The organism is Agrococcus jenensis (assembly GCF_003752465.1).
Classification (GTDB): Bacteria; Actinomycetota; Actinomycetes; order Actinomycetales; family Microbacteriaceae; genus Agrococcus; species Agrococcus jenensis.
The window spans coordinates 22094-37749 of record NZ_RKHJ01000001.1 but is presented as its reverse complement, the minus strand read 5'-3'; the positions used below and the strand labels follow the sequence as shown (position 1 = coordinate 37749).

Genomic DNA, 15656 nt, shown 5'->3' with positions numbered 1-15656 from the left:
CGCCTCCTCGTCGGCCTCGCTGCCCACCACCATGGCACCGCCGCCGCGGCGGGCATAGCCTGCCGGGATGCTGATCGAGACCCGCACCGGGCGGCGCTGACCGTGCTCGAGGCGCTGCTGTGGGGCGCGATCGCGTCGTCGTCGCTCGTGCTCGGCGCGGCGCTCGCGATGGTGCGGCGCTGGTCGGATGCCGTCGTCGGCATCGTGCTCGCGTTCGGCGCGGGCGCGCTCATCGCCGGCGTCGCGTTCGAGCTCGCCGAAGCGGGCGTCGCCGAGGGCGGCGCGCTCGCCGTCGGCATCGGCCTGGCGGCCGGCGCGATGGCCTACTTCTTCGCAGACCGGGCGGTCGAGGCGAGGTCCGGCCGTCGCGGCACCGGCGCCGCCGGTGCCGCCGGGATGCCGCTCGCGGTCGGGGCGCTGCTCGACGGCGTGCCGGAGCAGGCGGTGCTCGGCATCGGCCTCGCCACCGGCGACGGCGTGAGTGTCGCGCTGCTCGTCGCGGTGTTCGTCTCGAACCTGCCCGAGTCGGTCGGAGCGTCGGCCGACATGCTGGGCGCCGGCCGCTCGCGCCGCTTCGTGCCGCTGCTCTGGCTCGGCGTCGGCGCGATCTGCACGCTCGCGTCCGTCGGCGGCCGCGCGATCGCCGAGGTCGCGCCGCCCGCCCTCACGGGCGTCGTCGACGGCTTCGCCGCCGGTGCGCTGCTCGTCATGCTCGTCGACGCGATGGTCCCGGAGGCGCGCGCGAAAGCCCGCGACCTCGCGGGGCTCGCGACCGTCGTCGGCTTCGCCGTCGCCGCAGGTCTGTCGCTGCTGTCCTGAGCGACGGATCCGTCCGCGGCCGGCGGGCGATCAGCGCGTGGGCGGTGCCAGCTCGTCGAGGCTCCGCAGCCGGTCGCGGGCCCTGGCGGCGCGATCGGCCTCCGAGAGGTCCCACCAGGCGTCGCCGCGCTCGCCGAGCCCCTCCTTCGCGAGCTGCACGCGGTCGCGCGCGGCGTCGCGGTCGTCGTCGGTCTCGGCGAGGCGCACGGCCGACCGGGCGCGGCCGAGGTGCGAGCGCAGTCGCGCCGCGGCATCGGCGGGCAGCGACGGGTCCTCGGCGCGCCAGCGCCTGCCGTCGACGACGATCCAGCGGCCGTCGTCGGTGCGGGTGGTCTCGCGCATCCGCGCCTAGCGCCGCTCGATCGGGATGTGCCGGGGCTTCGCGGGCACCGGGTCGAGCGCGACGCGCACCGTCAGCATGCCGTCCTCGTACGACGCGGTGATGTCGTCGTCGCGCGAGCCGATCGGCAGCCGGATGGCCCGGGCGAGTGCGCCGTAGCGGAACTCCGACCGCTGCGCCTCCCGACGGTCGGGGTGGCGCTCGGCGTGGATCGTCAGCACCCCGTGCTCGACCTTGACGTCGATGTCGCGCGCGGGGTCGAGGCCGGGCAGCTCGGCGTGGATGACGAAGGCGCCGTCCTCGACGACCTCCTCGACGCGGATGCCCGGGAGCGGACCCTTGCCGTCCCAGCCGCCCAGCAGCGCGAAGGCGTCGAACCACTCGGTGAACGGCGGGAAGATCGGGTACTTGCGCGAAGCCTCAGCAGCCATGTCGAGCTCCCTCCGTGGGGTCCGTCCGTGCCCCATGTCTACTCCGCTTCGGAGGGCGACTCAATGCGTCCCGGATGCTTGGATGGCGGCATGAGCGATACCGACGAGTCCCGAGTCGTGCACGCGAGCCGCGTCATCGCGGCGCCTGCCGACGTCATCTTCGAGCACGTCGCCGACCCGGCGAAGCAGCCGGCGTGGGACGGCAACGACAATCTCGCCGAGGCCGCGGATGGGCAGCGCGTGAGGGGCACCGGCGACGTGTTCTCGATGACGCTCACGGGCGACGGCGCCGTGCGCGAGAACCACGTCGTGGAGTTCGAGGAGGGCAGGCGCATCGCGTGGATGCCCGCCGAGCAGGGCACGCCGCCGATCGGCCACCTGTGGCGCTGGGAGCTCGAGCCGGAGGGTGCCGGCACGAGGGTGACGCACACCTACGACTGGACCGAGCTGCACGACGAGCGACGACTCGGGCGCGCGCGCCGCACGCTGCCCGCCAACCTGCTCGCGTCGATCGATCGCCTCGCGGACCTGCTGGAAGGCTGATCGGGTTCTCCACAGGCTGTCGAGAGTTCGAACGCTTGTTCGACGCTCGTGGTAGCATGGACCCACCGAGCACCACCGACGGCGGTGGGCCGAGGCGGTGGTCCCCATGGCGGACACGGAGGTTCCGGTGGAGCAGCAGGCGCGGCAGGGCAGGTCGCCCGAGGCGGCCGCGCTGCGCGAGGCGCTCGACGGGCTGCAGCAGCACGTGCTCGCCGTCACCACCGCGTTCGAGGGGCTCGGCGATGCCCAGCGGTGGGATGCGCTCGCGGCGGTCGGCGAGCTCGTGCGGTGCGCCGACAGCGCCGCGGTGCGCATCGCCGGGCTGCTCCAGCAGGTCTCGCCCGCTGCCGACGCTCCCTCGCTCGCCCGCTCCTTCGGGTACCGCAGCACGAAGGACGCGCTGCGCCACGAGCTGGGCGTCACCGCCGGTCGCGCGACCGCGATCGTGCAGGTCGCCCTCGCGGCGACCCCTCGGCGCACGCCGACCGGCCTGCCGTTCGAGCCCCGCTTCCCGCACCTCGCCGACGCCTTCGTCGCCGGCGCGATCGGGCTCGACCAGGCACGCGTCATCGTCGACCGGCTCAGCGAGGCGGGCAGCCGCATCAGTGACGACGACCGGCTCGCTGCCGAGGCGTCGCTCGTCGCCGACGCGGTGGGTGAGGTCCCGGCCGGCGAGCGTGGCTACGACGACCCGGTGCCCGCCCCGCCCGAGCAGCTCGCGACGACGGCGAGGGCCTGGCTGCAGGCGTTCGACCCCGACGGCGCCGAGCCGCGCGAGGAGGAGCAGATCGCGCAGCGGTCGTTCACGCTCCGGCAGTGCGCCGACGGCATGTTCCGCGGCCATCTGGTGCTGCCGCCGGTCGAGGGTGCTGCCGTCCAGGCCGTGCTCGGTGCCTATGAGTCGCCGCGCACCCGGATCGAGATCGGCGGCTCGGCCTCTGTGGCCGACGATGACCGCACACCCGACCAGCGCCGGGCCGATGTGCTCGCCGAGCTCTTCGTCGCGCACGCGCGCTCGGGCGTCACGCCCCGCCCCGGCAAGGACGCACCGACCCTGCTCGTCGCCGTCACGCAGGCCGAGCTCGACGCCCACGCAGCTGGTCTGCCCGGCTTCTGCGAGATCGTCGAGACCGGCGAGGTCGTGCCGGTGCAGCTCGCGGCCCGCATCATCTGCGACGGCTTCGTGCAGGCGGCCCTCGTCGATGACGACGGGCACGTGCTGAAGCTCGGCCGACGCAAGCGGCTGTTCTCCACGCCGCAGCGCAAGGCGATCATGCTCCGCGACCGCCACTGCCAGGGCGAGGGGTGCGATGCGCCCGCATCGTGGAACAGCGTCCACCACGTGCGCGCATGGGTCGATGGCGGCGACACCGACATCGACAACGGGATCCTGCTGTGCACCCGCTGCCATACCGAGGTCCATGCGGGCCGGCAGGTGATCGAGCGCGTCGGCAGCCGCTGGCGGGTCACGCGCACGATCCTGCGGCCGGTGCGAAGGCCGTGGCGAGCCCGGCCTCGGGCGATCCTCAGGGCAGCCGCGCAGCGTACGCAGGTACCGACCGGGTAGGATGGCTCTGACGTCAGCCCGCTGATCGCCGTCCGTGCCGCATCGCGGCCCTCACGCGCACCGCAGCAGGCGTCACCGGCACGACGAGCCGCAGCCTCGAGCTCCGGCTCCCGTCGCAGCCTGAACACCGGGGCCCGTACCCGCGGCCCCGCCTCGAATGGAGGACATGTGGCCGACGCCGCAACCATCGATGTGTCCGAGACGGACGCATCCATCACGGATGCATCTCCTGCAGACGTGACCACCGAGGCGCCGTCGCGCGATCGCGACGCCCTCATCCCGCAGCTCGCCCGCGCCGTGCGCCAGGTCGAGGCGGGCGTCAAGCGAGGCAGCGCATCGCGCTCCACCCGCGTGAAGCTGCAGGTCGTGGCGATGCTCGCCCGCGAGGAGCGCGCACGCGTGCGCGCCGACAAGGCGCTCACCGACGCAGAGCGCGCGGAGGACCTCAAGCGCCTCGACGGCATCGCCGTGATCCTCGCCAAGGCCGCGAGCCGCGAGCCCACGCTGCTGCCGCTGCTCGGCGAGGGCGCGCCCATCACCGACGCCGTGCGCGAGCGCAAGCGCGAGATGCTCGAGGCCGCCGGCATGGAGCCGGAGCCCGAGACCTCGTCCGCCCCCGCGCCCGAGAGCACCGAGCCGCTCGCGCCGCAGGTGGTGCCCCCGTCGGTGCACCGCGTGCAGCTCGCGAACCCGTTCCTCGAGCCCGACCTCTCGCACGTCCGTCGCAAGCCCGAGCGCGACCGCCTCGCCGGCTTCGACCTGCTCTCGCCGCTCTACCTCTCGTTCGAGGTCGCGGCCGACGGCAAGCCCGCCTGCATGCCGCTGCCCGAGCCGAAGCAGCGCCTCGCACCCGGCGGCAAGGAGCTGATGCACCACCAGTCGCAGCTCGTGCAGGCCGCCCGCGACGGGCACCGCACCTTCCTGCTCGCCGACGAGCCCGGCCTCGGCAAGACCGCGCAGGCGCTCCTCGCCGCGCAGGCGGCCGACGCGTTCCCGCTGCTCGTGGTGGCGCCGAGCGTCGTGAAGATCAACTGGGCGCGCGAGACCGAGCGCTGGGCGCCCGGCCGCCGCGCCGCGGTGCTGCAGGGCGACGGCGACTCGCTCGACGCGTTCGCCGACGTCGTGATCGTGAACTTCGAGGTGCTCGACCGGCACATCGGCTGGCTCGAGCGCTTCGGGTTCCGCGGCATGGTCGTCGACGAGGCGCACTTCATCAAGAACATCCGCTCGAAGCGGTCGAAGCACGTGCTGCAGATCTCGGCGGCGCTGCGCGAGCGCGTCGGCAAACCGCTGCTCATGGCGCTCACCGGCACGCCGCTCATCAACGACATCGAGGACTTCGGCGCGATCTGGCGGTTCCTGGGCTGGATCGACCACAAGGAGCCGAACGCCGCGCTCACCGACCAGCTCGAGGACATCGGCCTCACCCCGATGGACCGGGGCTTCTACCCGGCGGCGCGCAGGGCCGTCATCGACATGGGCATCGTCCGTCGACGCAAGATCGACGTCGCCGCCGACATCCCCGCGCGCCGCATCGCCGACATCCCCGTCGAGCTCGACGAGGCGTCGGTGCGCTCCATCCGGACCGCCGAGCGCGTGCTCGTCGAGCGCATGCTCGCGCGCTACGACGCCGCGATGTCGCAGCGGTCGGCCGACGCGCGCGACGAGAGCCGCGTCGACGACGAGCTCGTGCGCCGCATCGCGCGCAGCGAGGTCGAGACGCAGGAGGGTGCCACCGGCGAGAACGTCTTCGCGCTCGCCCGTCGCATCGGCCGTGCGAAGGCCGCGCTCGCCGCCGACTACGCGGGGCAGCTCGCGCACTCGGTCGGCAAGGTCGTCTTCTTCGCGAAGCACATCGACGTCCTCGACGCGGCTGAGCAGTCGCTCGCGAAGGCCGGCATCAAGACGGTGTCGATCCGCGGCGACCAGACGCCCGCGCAGCGCCAGCGCGCGATCGACGCCTTCACCGAGGACGACTCGGTGCAGGTGATCGTCTGCTCGCTCATGGCCGCGGGCGTCGGCGTCAACCTGCAGGCCGCGGCCGACATGGTGCTCGCCGAGCTCTCGTGGACCGACGCCGAGCAGACGCAGGCGATCGACCGCATCCACCGCATCGGGCAGTCGATGCCCGTCACGGTGTGGCGCATCCTCGCTGCGCAGACGATCGACACGCGCATCGCCGAGCTGCTCGACGCGAAGGCCGGGCTCATCGGCCGCGCGATCGACGGCGCGGTGGGCGACGAGCCGACGAGCGGCGACCTGCGGCTCGAGGCGGTCGCGGGCATGCTGCGCGACGCGGTCGCCGCGCGCCTTCGCGGCTGAGGCAGCCCGATCGGATGGCGTCGGCGCCCGACCCGATCTTCGGCGACCCGCGGCTCGCCGCGGTCTACGACGCGCTGGACCCCGATCGCTCGGACCTCGAGGTCTACGAGCGGCTCGTCGTCGACGAGCTCGGTGCGCGGTCGGTGCTCGACATCGGCTGCGGCACCGGCACCTTCGCGCTCATGCTCGCCGCGCGCGGCGTCGCCGTGACGGGCGTCGACCCGGCGGCGGCATCCGTCGACGTCGCGCGGGCGAAGCCCGGCGCCGAGGCGGTCCGCTGGGTGGTCGGCACCGCCGACGCGACCGCAGCGGATGCGTCCCCGGCGCACGGCGTCGACGTCGTCACCATGACGGCGAACGTCGCGCAGGTCTTCCTCGACGACCTCGACTGGCACGCGGTGCTCGTCGCGGCCCGCCGCGCGCTCCGGCCCGACGGCACGCTCGTCTTCGAGTCGCGCCGTCCGGAGCGCGAGGCGTGGCGGGACTGGACGCGCGAGGCGACCCGCCACGTCGTCGACGTGCCGCACGAGGGCGCGGTCGAGGAGTGGGTCGAGGTGACCGACGTCGACGGCCAGTTCGTCACGTTCGCGTCGCCGACGATCTTCCACCGCGACGGCGCGCGCATCGACTCGACGTCGACGCTGCGCTTCCGACCGCGCGCGGCGATCGAGCGCTCGCTCGTCGCTGCCGGGCTCGAGCTCGTCGACGTGCGCGATGCCCCGGACCGCCCCGGCCGCGAGTGGGTCTACCTGGCGCGGCGCCCGGCCTGATCGGCCGAGGCGCCGGCCTCAGCGCTCGGCGGTCGCGTCCTCGAGGGCGAGCGCCCGCGCCTGATCGAGCGCCTGCGTGAAGGTCGACGCGGGCTGCGCGCCCGAGAGCCCGAGCCGCATGTCGAAGACGAAGAACGGCACGCCGTTGACCCCGAGCTCCTGCGCCTGCTGGATGTCGGCACGCACGGCGGGCAGGTAGCGCTCGTCCGCGAGCGCGTCGCGGATCTCCTGCGCGTCGAGGCCCGCCCCCGTGCCGATGGCGACGAGCGCCTCGACGTCACCGATGTCGGTGCCCTGCTCGAAGTGCCCCGAGAGCAGCGCCTCCTTCACCGCGTCGCCCGCGCCGTGCGCCTTCGCGAGGTGCAGCAGCTGGTGCGCGCGCAGGCTGTTGGCGACCACGAGCCGGTCGAAGTCGTAGGCGAGGCCCTCGCCGGCGGCCTGCTGCGTCACGTGCGCGAACATCTGCCGCACCTGCTCGGGCGGCAGCCCCTTGCGGCTCGCGAGGTAGTCGATCTCGGTGCCGTCGTAGTGCTCAGGGAGAGTCGGGTCGAGCTGGAACGAGTGCCAGGTCACCTCGACCTCGTCGCGGTGCTCCCACGTGCTGAGCGCCGCCTCGAACCGGCGCTTGCCGATGAAGCACCACGGGCACGCCACGTCTGACCAGATGTCTACGCTTATCGTTCTCTGCATAGTGGGTTCAAGCGGAGCGGGCCACGCTTCATTCCATGCCGGAGCGCGAACCAGTCGCGGCCTGCGCGCCTTGGTCTCGTTTGCGCCGACCCTGCGGGCAGCGGTAAGTCATCGCTATGCGCGACAACTGCACGCAAACTGCCGGCCTCGGTTACGGCGCGAGGGCGAGTGCGATGACTTTCTCTACGAACGATCGAGACTTGGCGACGCGGTCGATCGGCGCGTCCTCATCCCTGGCGGTCTCTGTCCCAAGCTTCGCGACTGCGGCCATCGCCTCAGCGACCTGTTCAGGAGTGAGTGACACGGGCTCGGCCGCCAGGGCGTTCAGCTGCGTCGGACTATAGATCTGAGCCGCCTTCAGCCGTGTCACAAGGTACAGGCCGACGTGGAAGCGGAAGTTCGTTCGAAGGTGAGCGTCGATCTCGTCGACGCCCCGGAGGAGCGTCTCGGTGCGGCGCTGGAACTGCGCAATCCAGAGATACGTCGCCAGCGGCAACGTGGAGGAGAAGATCTGCTTGTAGTCCGCCTCCTTGCTGAGCAACGAAGACGGACGCGCGCGAGCGTCATCGGGTCGGCTGAGCCCGAGGGCGATGACGGCCTGCCCGAGTCCCGAGATTGAGACGATGCGGTCGGCCGGGCGTCCCATATTCTTATAGAAGTTCTTGCGCCGATCGTAGAACCAGCCTCGCGAGAAAAAGTACGCCTCGATCTGCCTATGCAGATCCTCCGTCGCATGGAGTGAGGCGTCTGCCACCTTCGTTTGGCTGTTCGTTGCTCGGATGATCCGATCGCGAGCTGCCTCGTCCTGGGTGACGAACACTCGCACCAGTACAGAGCGATTGCGCGAGCGCTCGACTTGTGCTCCGATGCGCGTAATCGCGCTGTGGATGCTGTGGGACGTCTGCATCCCATTGACGATCTGCACGTTCTGCATAGTGAAGGTCTTGTCGCCGCCGATCGTGACGCCCGCGCACAGGATCGTGACGCCGTTGTTCAGCCACCAGAAGTCGTCCGACGAGTCGGACTCGAGAGTCTCCTCAATCCCACGATTGACTGCGACACCGCCCTGGTAGTCGCGGACGTTCCAGTCGAAGAGGTGCCCTCGGAGTGATCCGTCCGGGTCGCAGAGGAACTCGAAGTAGTCGGCTAGCGCCACGAGGCCCGTGTAGGAGTCTGCCTTTGAGAGGTACTCGGTGAAGCGCAGCTGGAGATCGTATTCTGGGACGGCGTCGGCGATCTCCCAAAGCTCGCGGGCGCCGAGGAAAGCTACTTGAGTAGTGGCGCCGGGCACCAGGGATTTGAGATGCTGCTCGAGGTCGATTCGTTTCTGAGCAACCGCCTCTGCGATGTTCTTTGTGTCCGCCTTGGTCGCGTAATCGAATCGGATCGACACCTCGGGGGATCGGATCAGCAACTTCTTCCAGACGCGCGTGAACAGCCGTATCCGCGCTATCACCTCTGCCGAGTAGTAGACGCTTAGTTCCTCGTCAGTGGAGTCTAGGTTCAGGAGCTTCGACGTCGATACCTCGACTTTGTCGAGCGCCGTTTCAGTGAAGCCCGTCTCTTCTTTGGCTTGAATCAGATGCAGATGGATCGACGCATTCTTACGCACCTTGGACGCGAGGTGATCGTCGTCGAAGATCTCGGAGTCCTCCGCCAAGAGCTCGTCGTCGAGGAAGACGTAAACGCCATCGATTGCGCCATCCTTACCGCCGCCAATCCGACCCGCCTCGATCTGCTCCGGCGTGAGGTTGTGCTCCTTCAGCGCCATCTCAGCCGTGAAGGTCTCGAAGGCCACGTCTTTGGGTAGAGGCGCGTCGCGCTCCGCCTGCGCCGCGGCGATGTGACTGTCGATCAACACGCGCTCGTTTTGCACCATGATTGCGACCCTGGCATGGGACCGGAACGAGCGCAATGAGAATTACTCGGCGCGTCTGCAGCGCCAATCGTCAACTACGCCACGTCTGACCAGATGTCGATCTGCATGCTGGGGCCAACGCGCCGTGCGCGTCGGCATTCCCCGCTGCCGGGATCGGGCGGTGAGGGCGCTTCAGCGCGGCAGCTCGTCGATGAGCGCGTCGGCCTCGGGGTCGTCCCAGTCGTCGAGGTCGATGTCGTCGTCATCCGCGACGACGACGGTCGTCGTGGTGTCGTCGTCGTCGCTGTCGTCGTCGCCCAGCCAGGCGTCGGCAGCGGCCTCGAGGTCGTCGTCGCCCTCGTCGTCGAGGTCGTCGTCGTCGCGATCCTCGTCCTCCGCGAGCTCGTCGCGCAGCCACTGCGCGAGCTCGCCCTCGGCCTCGGCGTCGACCATCGCCTCGACGCTCTCGTCGTCGAGCGGCAGGATCGCCATCACCTTGTCGCCGTCGCGCGCGACGATCGTGTCCTCGTCGCCGTCCTCGCCGGGCACGCGCTCCACCGACTCGTGCCAGCCAGCGAGGATGTCCTCGACGAGCGACGCCAGCCGCTCGCGCTCCTCGGTCCAGTCGGTCATCTCGGCTCCCGGTTCGTGGTCGTCGCAGTGGTCGTCCCAGTCTGCACCAGCCGCAGGCGACGCGCCTTGAGCATGTAGTCGACCGCGGCGATGATGTGCAGACCCGTCCCGACGAGCAGCAGGGTCATGCCGATCGGGGCCGCCCATGGCACGACCGTGTGCCCGAGCAGCAGCACGACGATCGCCAGCAGCAGCAGCGCGGTGCGGATCTTCCCGAGCCAGGACACGTGGATGCTGCCGTCGCGCGCCTCGCGCCCGGCGAAGACGACCGCGAGCACGTCCATGCCGAAGATGACGGCGAGGATCCACCACTCGACGACGCCCGCGATCGCGAGCGAGAGCGTCACGCCGATGATGCCGATGCGATCCGCGATGGGGTCGAGCACCTCGCCGAGCCGCGACTCCTGGTGGAGCGCCCTGGCGAGCACGCCGTCGATCCAGTCGGTCGATGCCCAGACGGCCAGCAGGATGACGGGCACCCACGATCCGTCGGCGCCCGTGACGACGAGCCAGCACACCGGCACGAGCAGCCCGAAGCGCAGCAGCGTGACCGCGTTGGCGACCGTGAAGACCCGCTGGAAGTAGGGGTCGTTCGGATCGCGTTCGCGAGCCGGGGTGAGCGCCATGCCCACCTTGATAGCACAGGGCCTCAGCGCGGCAGGGAGCCCCAGCGACGGGTGGCGAAGCCGACCGCGATCCCGACGAGCGCGCCGATGACCGACTCGACGAGCCGGTCGACGAGCAGCTGGTCGACGGGCGTCGGCGAGGCCAGGTGCACCGAGAGCAGCGCGAGCGGCGTGACGAAGACCATCGCCAGCCCGTAGTTGCGGCCGACCAGCAGCTCGGCGCCGAAGGCGATGACCGCGACGAGCAGCACGATCACGAGCGCGCTGGGATCGAGCAGCAGCACGCCCGCGGCGAGCAGCACGCCGAACGTCGTGCCGAGGATGCGCTGGGTGCCGCGGGCGAGCCCGGCGGCGAACGCGCCGGCCGAGATCGGCACGACTGCCGACACCATCGCCCAGTAGGGGTGCCCGATCCCGAGCGCGGCCGCGATCGTGCCCGCGAGCAGCACGCCGATCGCGTACCGGGCGACGCGCCGCAGCTGCACGCGGCGACCGGGGGAGAGGCGGTAGTCCCGTGCCGTCGGCGGCGACTCGAGCGGCGGCAGCCGCCGCGCGCGGCGCCACGCGGTGCCGGCGGAGCCGAGCAGCACGGCGAAGGCGGCGGATGCGGCGGCGACGCCGGCCGCCGTGCCGACCCCCGCGAGCGTGATCCCGGGGATCGACGCCGAGCCGCTGAACGCGAAGAGCGCGAAGAGCGGCCCGGGCGGGTGCCAGTCCTCGGCGTCGGACACGATCGAGACGAGGCCGGCGAGCACGGCACCGCCGACGATCATGGGCCAGAGCGGGTCGGGCAGCGTCGCGACGAGCGAGCCGAGCACGACGGCGACGAGCATCACGCCCGCGGCGGTCGACTGCATCGCGAGCCGCGTGAGGTGCACCCGGTTGCGGCCGTAGAGCGCCGCGAAGGCGCCGAACGCCGCCCAGGCAGACCACTCGCTGTGGCCGATGAGGAGCAGCACGACCAGCGGCACGGCGGTGCTGGCGCTCGCGCGCAGGGCGACGCGGTGGGCGCCGGCGTGCGGCCCGAAGGAGAGGAGCGCCTGGCGGAACCCAGGGCTGCTCATCGCGGGAGCGGGGCGGCCGCCCGGGTGCCGATCCGCGTCATCTCCACGGTCCTCCATGGTAGTGGCGGGCCCGGATGCGCCCGTAGACGGCCGCCCGCTCGCACGACTACGGTGGGCGCCGTCCCCACCCTGCGCGCGAGGAGCGGTCATGGCAGTCCAGATGGTGTTCCCCAACCACGCGGTGGCCGACGTCGCCCGCTCGACCGCGTTCTACGAGGCGCTGGGGTTCGAGCGGAACCCGATGTTCAGCGACGAGACGACGAGCTGCATGGTGCTGACCGAGCAGGTCGCGATCATGCTGCTCGAGCACGCGAAGTTCGACGAGTTCCTCGTCGGCGAACAGCGCCGCGCCCCCGAGGGCACGCTCGAGAACCTGCTCGCGCTGCTGCTGGGCAGCCGCGAGGAGGTGGACGCGTTCGCCGCCGCCGGAGCCTCGGCAGGCGGTAGGCTCTCGAAGCCGGTCGAGGACAGCGAGTGGGGCATGTACGGCGGCCAGCTCACCGATCCCGACGGCCACATCATCGACTTCTTCTTCATGGAGGCGCCGCAGGCCTGACCTGCAGGGTCTCCACGCACCGGCGCGACCCCCGTGGGAATGCCCGCGCCGGGTCTGCGTTGGATTGACGCATCACTCGCGAGATGGAACCCATGCAGATCGACACCCAGTCCCCGCGCGCCGACGCGCGCCCCGCAACCGAACGACTGGCACCCGGTGGTGCCGTCATCATCGCCACCCTGCTGGTGTCGGCGTTCGTCGTCATCCTCAACGAGACCGCGATGAACGTCGCGATCTCGACGCTCGTCGCCGACCCGGTGCTCGGCATCGACGAGCGCGCGGCGCAGTGGCTGACCACGGCGTTCCTGCTCACGATGGCGATCGTCATCCCGATCACGGGCTGGCTCATGGCGCGCTTCACGACGCGCACGCTCTTCATCGCCGCCATGAGCGCGTTCGTGCTCGGCACCGTGCTCGCCGGCATCGCCTCGTCGTTCCCGCTGCTGCTGCTCGGCCGGGTCATCCAGGCCTCCGGCACGGCGGTGGTCTTCCCGCTGCTCATGACCACGGTCATGCAGCTCGTGCCGCCCGCCCGTCGCGGCGCCTTCATGGGCACCATCTCGCTCGTGATCTCGGTGGCCCCGGCCCTCGGACCGACCGTCTCCGGCGCGATCCTGCAGGTCGCCTCGTGGCACTTCATCTTCCTCGGCGTCGCGCCGCTCGCGCTCATCATGCTGCTCGTCGGCGCGCGGAGCCTCAAGCGCGGCGAGGCGCAGGAGCCCCCGCACCTCGACGTCGTCTCGATCCCGCTCGCCGGGTTCGGCTTCGGCGGGCTCGTCTACGGCCTGTCGCTCATCGGCGCCGCCGACCTGCCGGCCTGGCAGCTGCCGACCGCGCTCGGCGTCGGCGTCGTCGCGCTGACCCTCTTCATCCTGCGCCAGCGCCGCCTGCAGCGCACCGACGACGCGCTGCTCGACCTGCGCACGTTCCGGCACCCGCTCTTCACCGCGGCCGTCGTGGTGATGGGCCTCGCGATGGCCGCGATGTTCGGCACGCTCATCATGCTGCCGCTCATCCTGCAGGACTCGATGGGCCTCGAGCCGATCCAGGTCGGCCTCATCACGCTGCCTGGCGCGCTGCTCACCGGCCTCCTCGGCCCGGTGGTCGGCAACCTCTACGACCGCTGGGGTCCCCGCCCGCTCGTCATCCCCGGTGCGCTCATCGTGCTGACCGCGCTCGTGCTCTACACGCAGCTGCACATCTCGACGCCCTGGTACCTCGTGCTCGCGATGCAGGTGACGCTGAGCCTCGGCTTCGCCTTCACGTTCCCGCCGCTCTTCACGGTGTCGCTCGGCGCGCTGCCGAAGCACCTCTACGGCCACGGCTCCGCGGTGCTCAGCACCGTGCAGCAGGTCGCCGGCGCCGCCGGCACCGCCGCGTTCGTCACGATCATGGCGACGCGCCAGGCGCAGCTCGTCGCCGACGGCGTCGCCCACGGCGAGGCGCTGCTCGAGGGCGCGCGGATCGCGTTCATGGGCGCCGCGGCGCTCTGGACGATCGGTGTGATCGCGACCCTGTGGCTGCGGAAGCCCGCGGACGTCGTGCCGGACGAGCGCGAGCACGTCGAGCACGCCGGCGCGGAGGCCCCCTCGGCGCACTGACCCGGATACGGTGCCGGGGTGGGGGAGATCCTGGAGTTCGCCGGCAGCTACTGGTGGCTCGCGTTCATCGTGGGCCCGATCGTCGGCGGCTGGATCGGCGGCGTCGCGAAGTACAACGAGCGCCGGCGGCGCGATCGCATCGAGCTCGAGCGCGTCCGCCGCGCGCCGGTGCACCCGGTCGCGCCGGTCCAGCCGCCGAGCGCGGCGGCGGACCTGGCCGACCGCGACCGGCAGATCGAGCGCATCCTGGGCGACCACGCCGACACCGACCGGCGCTGGCTCGACTTCGAGCTCGACGTCGCGAAGCTCATCGACTACCCGCTCGTGACCGACATGCGCGAGCCGCTCACGCAGACGTTCCACCGGGCGCGCCGGGTTGCCGAGGGGCTCCGCCCCGACGCGCCGGCCGCGCTGCGCCCGCCTGGTGCGCTCGAGCGCTACCGCGAGGCGGTGCGCGACTACGAGGTGGCCTTCGAGGCGGCGGTGCGCGAGGCCAAGCGCCGCGCGCAGTCGGGCTTCTCCGAGCCAGAGCGGCGGCGCCTGCAGTCCGCGCAGCGCCTGATGGCGCTCGCCGAGAGCGAGGCGTCGACCCCCGCCGAGCGGCAGAGCGCCTACAAGCAGGCCCGCCGCGAGCTCGACGGCCTCATCGCGCTCCCAGAGGCGACGACCGACGACCTGGAGCGGCGGATCGCGGGCGAGCTAGAGGCCTGACGCCCGGGCTCCCGGTTCGAACGCCGCGATCGCCGCGACCGCATCCGCCGGGGTCTCGACGCACGCGATGCCCACCGCGCCCGGACGGTCGCGCATGACCGCCTGCAGCAGCGGCCACGCGGGCAGCGTCTCGGTCCAGAACCGCGTGCCGAGCAGCACGAGCGGCGCCCACGCGCCGTCCTCGGCGTAGGAGTTCTCGCACGCATCCTGGAAGATCTCCTGCACCGTGCCCCCGCCGCCCGGCAGCACGACGACGCCGCCGTTCGCGACGCGCAGCAGGATGTCCTCGCGCACGGAGTTCTGGAAGTACTTCGCGATCGAGGTGGCGAACGAGTTGGGCGGCTCGTGGCCGTAGTGCCACGTCGGGATGCCGAGCGAGACGCCGTCGCCGACGCGCGCCGCGACCCGCCGCGCCGAGTCGATCCACTCGGGGATCGAGCCGTGGAACGAGGGCACCGCGGCGAGCTCGTCGACCGCCGCGTCGAGCTCCGCGCTCGAGCAGCCCACGGCGCGCGCACCGAGGTTGCCGGCCTCCATCGCACCGGGGCCGCCGCCGGTCGCGACCACCCGTCCGGCGCGCGCGAGGCCGTGCGCGAGGTGCGCCGCCTGCCGGTACTCCGGTGAGTCGCGGCGCAGCGCGTGGCCGCCCATGATCCCGACGATCACCTTGCCCTGCACCCACTCGGCGAGCGCGTCGTCGATCGAGTGATCGTGCAGGGCCGCGGCGAGGGTGTGCGCGATGTCGTGGTGCCGCGTGCGCGACCAGGCGTAGACGCGCGCGTCGAAGCTCGACGGGTAGCCGTCGTCGATGCCGGCGACCAGGTCGTCGGGCGCGTAGAGCGTCGAGCGGTAGGCGTTGAACGGCACCTCCGGCACGTCGTCGAAGACGAGCGCGCCCTGCCCCACCAGACGCTCCTTCGCGCCCGCGGGCAGGTCGGCGCCCAGCAGCAGCGCGCCGCTGCCGTCGAGCCGCTCGAGCTCGCTCCCGCGCTCCCGGAGGTCGACGTCCTGGATGCGCCAGCCGCGCATCGATCCGGCCTGCGCCGCGAAGCGGTCGAAGGCCTCGAGCGAGCCGATGTCGATGCGGCGGCCGTGCTGCGGGCGCTCGTCGAAGTCATGCATGCG

The 15656-nt window shown here is 71.9% G+C and carries 16 protein-coding genes; 8 read left to right on the top strand and 8 right to left on the bottom strand.

Annotated features, from left to right (window positions below; all coding sequences use genetic code 11):
* Positions 1–102 precede the first annotated feature (102 nt).
* Complete coding sequence (locus EDD26_RS00160) at positions 103–819, top strand: ZIP family metal transporter (RefSeq protein ID WP_123695867.1); 717 nt, start codon at positions 103–105, stop codon at positions 817–819.
* A gap of 30 nt (positions 820–849) precedes the next feature.
* Here the strand turns inward: EDD26_RS00160 and EDD26_RS00155 are convergent, their stop codons facing one another.
* A complete protein-coding gene (locus EDD26_RS00155) occupies positions 850–1161 on the bottom strand; it encodes a biopolymer transporter Tol (protein WP_123695866.1) in 312 nt (103 codons plus the stop codon).
* 6 nt (positions 1162–1167) lie between these two features.
* A complete protein-coding gene (locus EDD26_RS00150; RefSeq protein ID WP_170165472.1) occupies positions 1168–1590 on the bottom strand; it encodes an Hsp20/alpha crystallin family protein in 423 nt (140 codons plus the stop codon).
* Positions 1591–1680: 90 nt separating this feature from the next.
* On the opposite strand from EDD26_RS00150, the gene EDD26_RS00145 reads away from it, so the two are divergent.
* The 4 genes from EDD26_RS00145 to EDD26_RS00130 all read left to right on the top strand — a co-directional run bounded on the left by EDD26_RS00145 (position 1681) and on the right by EDD26_RS00130 (position 6792).
* Positions 1681–2133, top strand: a complete 453-nt coding sequence (locus tag EDD26_RS00145; protein WP_123695864.1) for an SRPBCC family protein — start codon at positions 1681–1683, stop codon at positions 2131–2133.
* 106 nt (positions 2134–2239) lie between these two features.
* The gene (locus EDD26_RS00140) at positions 2240–3700 is read left to right on the top strand and encodes an HNH endonuclease signature motif containing protein (protein WP_148058656.1); all 1461 of its coding nucleotides are present in this window, start codon (positions 2240–2242) and stop codon (positions 3698–3700) included.
* A gap of 237 nt (positions 3701–3937) precedes the next feature.
* A complete protein-coding gene (locus tag EDD26_RS00135) occupies positions 3938–6022 on the top strand; it encodes a DEAD/DEAH box helicase (protein WP_425453382.1) in 2085 nt (694 codons plus the stop codon).
* A gap of 14 nt (positions 6023–6036) precedes the next feature.
* Entirely contained in the window at positions 6037–6792 is a 756-nt protein-coding gene (locus EDD26_RS00130) for a class I SAM-dependent methyltransferase (RefSeq protein ID WP_123695862.1), read from the top strand.
* An 18-nt stretch (positions 6793–6810) separates the two neighbouring features.
* Here EDD26_RS00130 and EDD26_RS00125 read toward each other — a convergent pair whose 3' ends face one another.
* The 5 genes from EDD26_RS00125 to EDD26_RS00105 form a co-directional block, all read right to left on the bottom strand.
* A complete protein-coding gene (locus tag EDD26_RS00125) occupies positions 6811–7470 on the bottom strand; it encodes a DsbA family oxidoreductase (RefSeq protein WP_123698347.1) in 660 nt (219 codons plus the stop codon).
* Between the two features lie 163 nt (positions 7471–7633).
* Entirely contained in the window at positions 7634–9361 is a 1728-nt protein-coding gene (locus EDD26_RS00120) for an AIPR family protein (protein ID WP_123695861.1), read from the bottom strand.
* Between the two features lie 171 nt (positions 9362–9532).
* Positions 9533–9973 carry a hypothetical protein gene (locus EDD26_RS00115; RefSeq protein ID WP_123695860.1) on the bottom strand — a complete coding sequence of 147 codons (441 nt, stop codon included), beginning with the start codon at positions 9971–9973 and terminating at the stop codon, positions 9533–9535.
* On the bottom strand, positions 9970–10599 hold the full coding sequence (locus EDD26_RS00110; RefSeq protein WP_123695859.1) for a CDP-alcohol phosphatidyltransferase family protein: 630 nt from the start codon (positions 10597–10599) through the stop codon (positions 9970–9972). Before EDD26_RS00110 ends, EDD26_RS00115 begins: the two co-directional genes overlap by 4 nt.
* A gap of 23 nt (positions 10600–10622) precedes the next feature.
* Positions 10623–11663, bottom strand: coding sequence for an FUSC family protein (locus EDD26_RS00105; RefSeq protein ID WP_123695858.1), 1041 nt, complete (start codon positions 11661–11663; stop codon positions 10623–10625).
* Between the two features lie 148 nt (positions 11664–11811).
* On the opposite strand from EDD26_RS00105, the gene EDD26_RS00100 reads away from it, so the two are divergent.
* The 3 genes from EDD26_RS00100 to EDD26_RS00090 all read left to right on the top strand — a co-directional run bounded on the left by EDD26_RS00100 (position 11812) and on the right by EDD26_RS00090 (position 14531).
* Positions 11812–12219: a VOC family protein gene (locus EDD26_RS00100; protein WP_123695857.1), complete on the top strand. Its 408-nt coding sequence runs from the start codon at positions 11812–11814 to the stop codon at positions 12217–12219.
* Between the two features lie 92 nt (positions 12220–12311).
* Positions 12312–13820 (top strand): MDR family MFS transporter, encoded by a 1509-nt coding sequence (locus EDD26_RS00095; protein ID WP_170165471.1) that lies wholly within the window; start codon positions 12312–12314, stop codon positions 13818–13820.
* A gap of 18 nt (positions 13821–13838) precedes the next feature.
* Positions 13839–14531, top strand: coding sequence for a hypothetical protein (locus EDD26_RS00090; protein WP_123695855.1), 693 nt, complete (start codon positions 13839–13841; stop codon positions 14529–14531).
* On the opposite strand, the gene EDD26_RS00085 is transcribed toward EDD26_RS00090, so the two are convergent.
* Positions 14520–15653, bottom strand: a complete 1134-nt coding sequence (locus EDD26_RS00085) for an LOG family protein (protein ID WP_123695854.1) — start codon at positions 15651–15653, stop codon at positions 14520–14522. The genes EDD26_RS00090 and EDD26_RS00085 overlap by 12 nt on opposite strands.
* Positions 15654–15656: the final 3 nt, after the last annotated feature.

Bases quoted from the DNA above. Each gene is read 5' to 3' on its own strand.
- EDD26_RS00155 (WP_123695866.1), bottom strand. From the start codon at position 1,161: ATGCGCGAGACCACCCGCACCGACGACGGCCGCTGGATCGTCGTCGAC.
- EDD26_RS00150 (WP_170165472.1), bottom strand. From the start codon at position 1,590: ATGGCTGCTGAGGCTTCGCGCAAGTACCCGATCTTCCCGCCGTTCACC.
- EDD26_RS00145 (WP_123695864.1), top strand. From the start codon at position 1,681: ATGAGCGATACCGACGAGTCCCGAGTCGTGCACGCGAGCCGCGTCATC.
- EDD26_RS00140 (WP_148058656.1), top strand. From the start codon at position 2,240: ATGGCGGACACGGAGGTTCCGGTGGAGCAGCAGGCGCGGCAGGGCAGG.
- EDD26_RS00130 (WP_123695862.1), top strand. From the start codon at position 6,037: ATGGCGTCGGCGCCCGACCCGATCTTCGGCGACCCGCGGCTCGCCGCG.
- EDD26_RS00120 (WP_123695861.1), bottom strand. From the start codon at position 9,361: ATGGTGCAAAACGAGCGCGTGTTGATCGACAGTCACATCGCCGCGGCG.
- EDD26_RS00115 (WP_123695860.1), bottom strand. From the start codon at position 9,973: ATGACCGACTGGACCGAGGAGCGCGAGCGGCTGGCGTCGCTCGTCGAG.
- EDD26_RS00110 (WP_123695859.1), bottom strand. From the start codon at position 10,599: ATGGCGCTCACCCCGGCTCGCGAACGCGATCCGAACGACCCCTACTTC.
- EDD26_RS00105 (WP_123695858.1), bottom strand. From the start codon at position 11,663: ATGAGCAGCCCTGGGTTCCGCCAGGCGCTCCTCTCCTTCGGGCCGCAC.
- EDD26_RS00100 (WP_123695857.1), top strand. From the start codon at position 11,812: ATGGCAGTCCAGATGGTGTTCCCCAACCACGCGGTGGCCGACGTCGCC.
- EDD26_RS00095 (WP_170165471.1), top strand. From the start codon at position 12,312: ATGCAGATCGACACCCAGTCCCCGCGCGCCGACGCGCGCCCCGCAACC.
- EDD26_RS00085 (WP_123695854.1), bottom strand. From the start codon at position 15,653: ATGCATGACTTCGACGAGCGCCCGCAGCACGGCCGCCGCATCGACATC.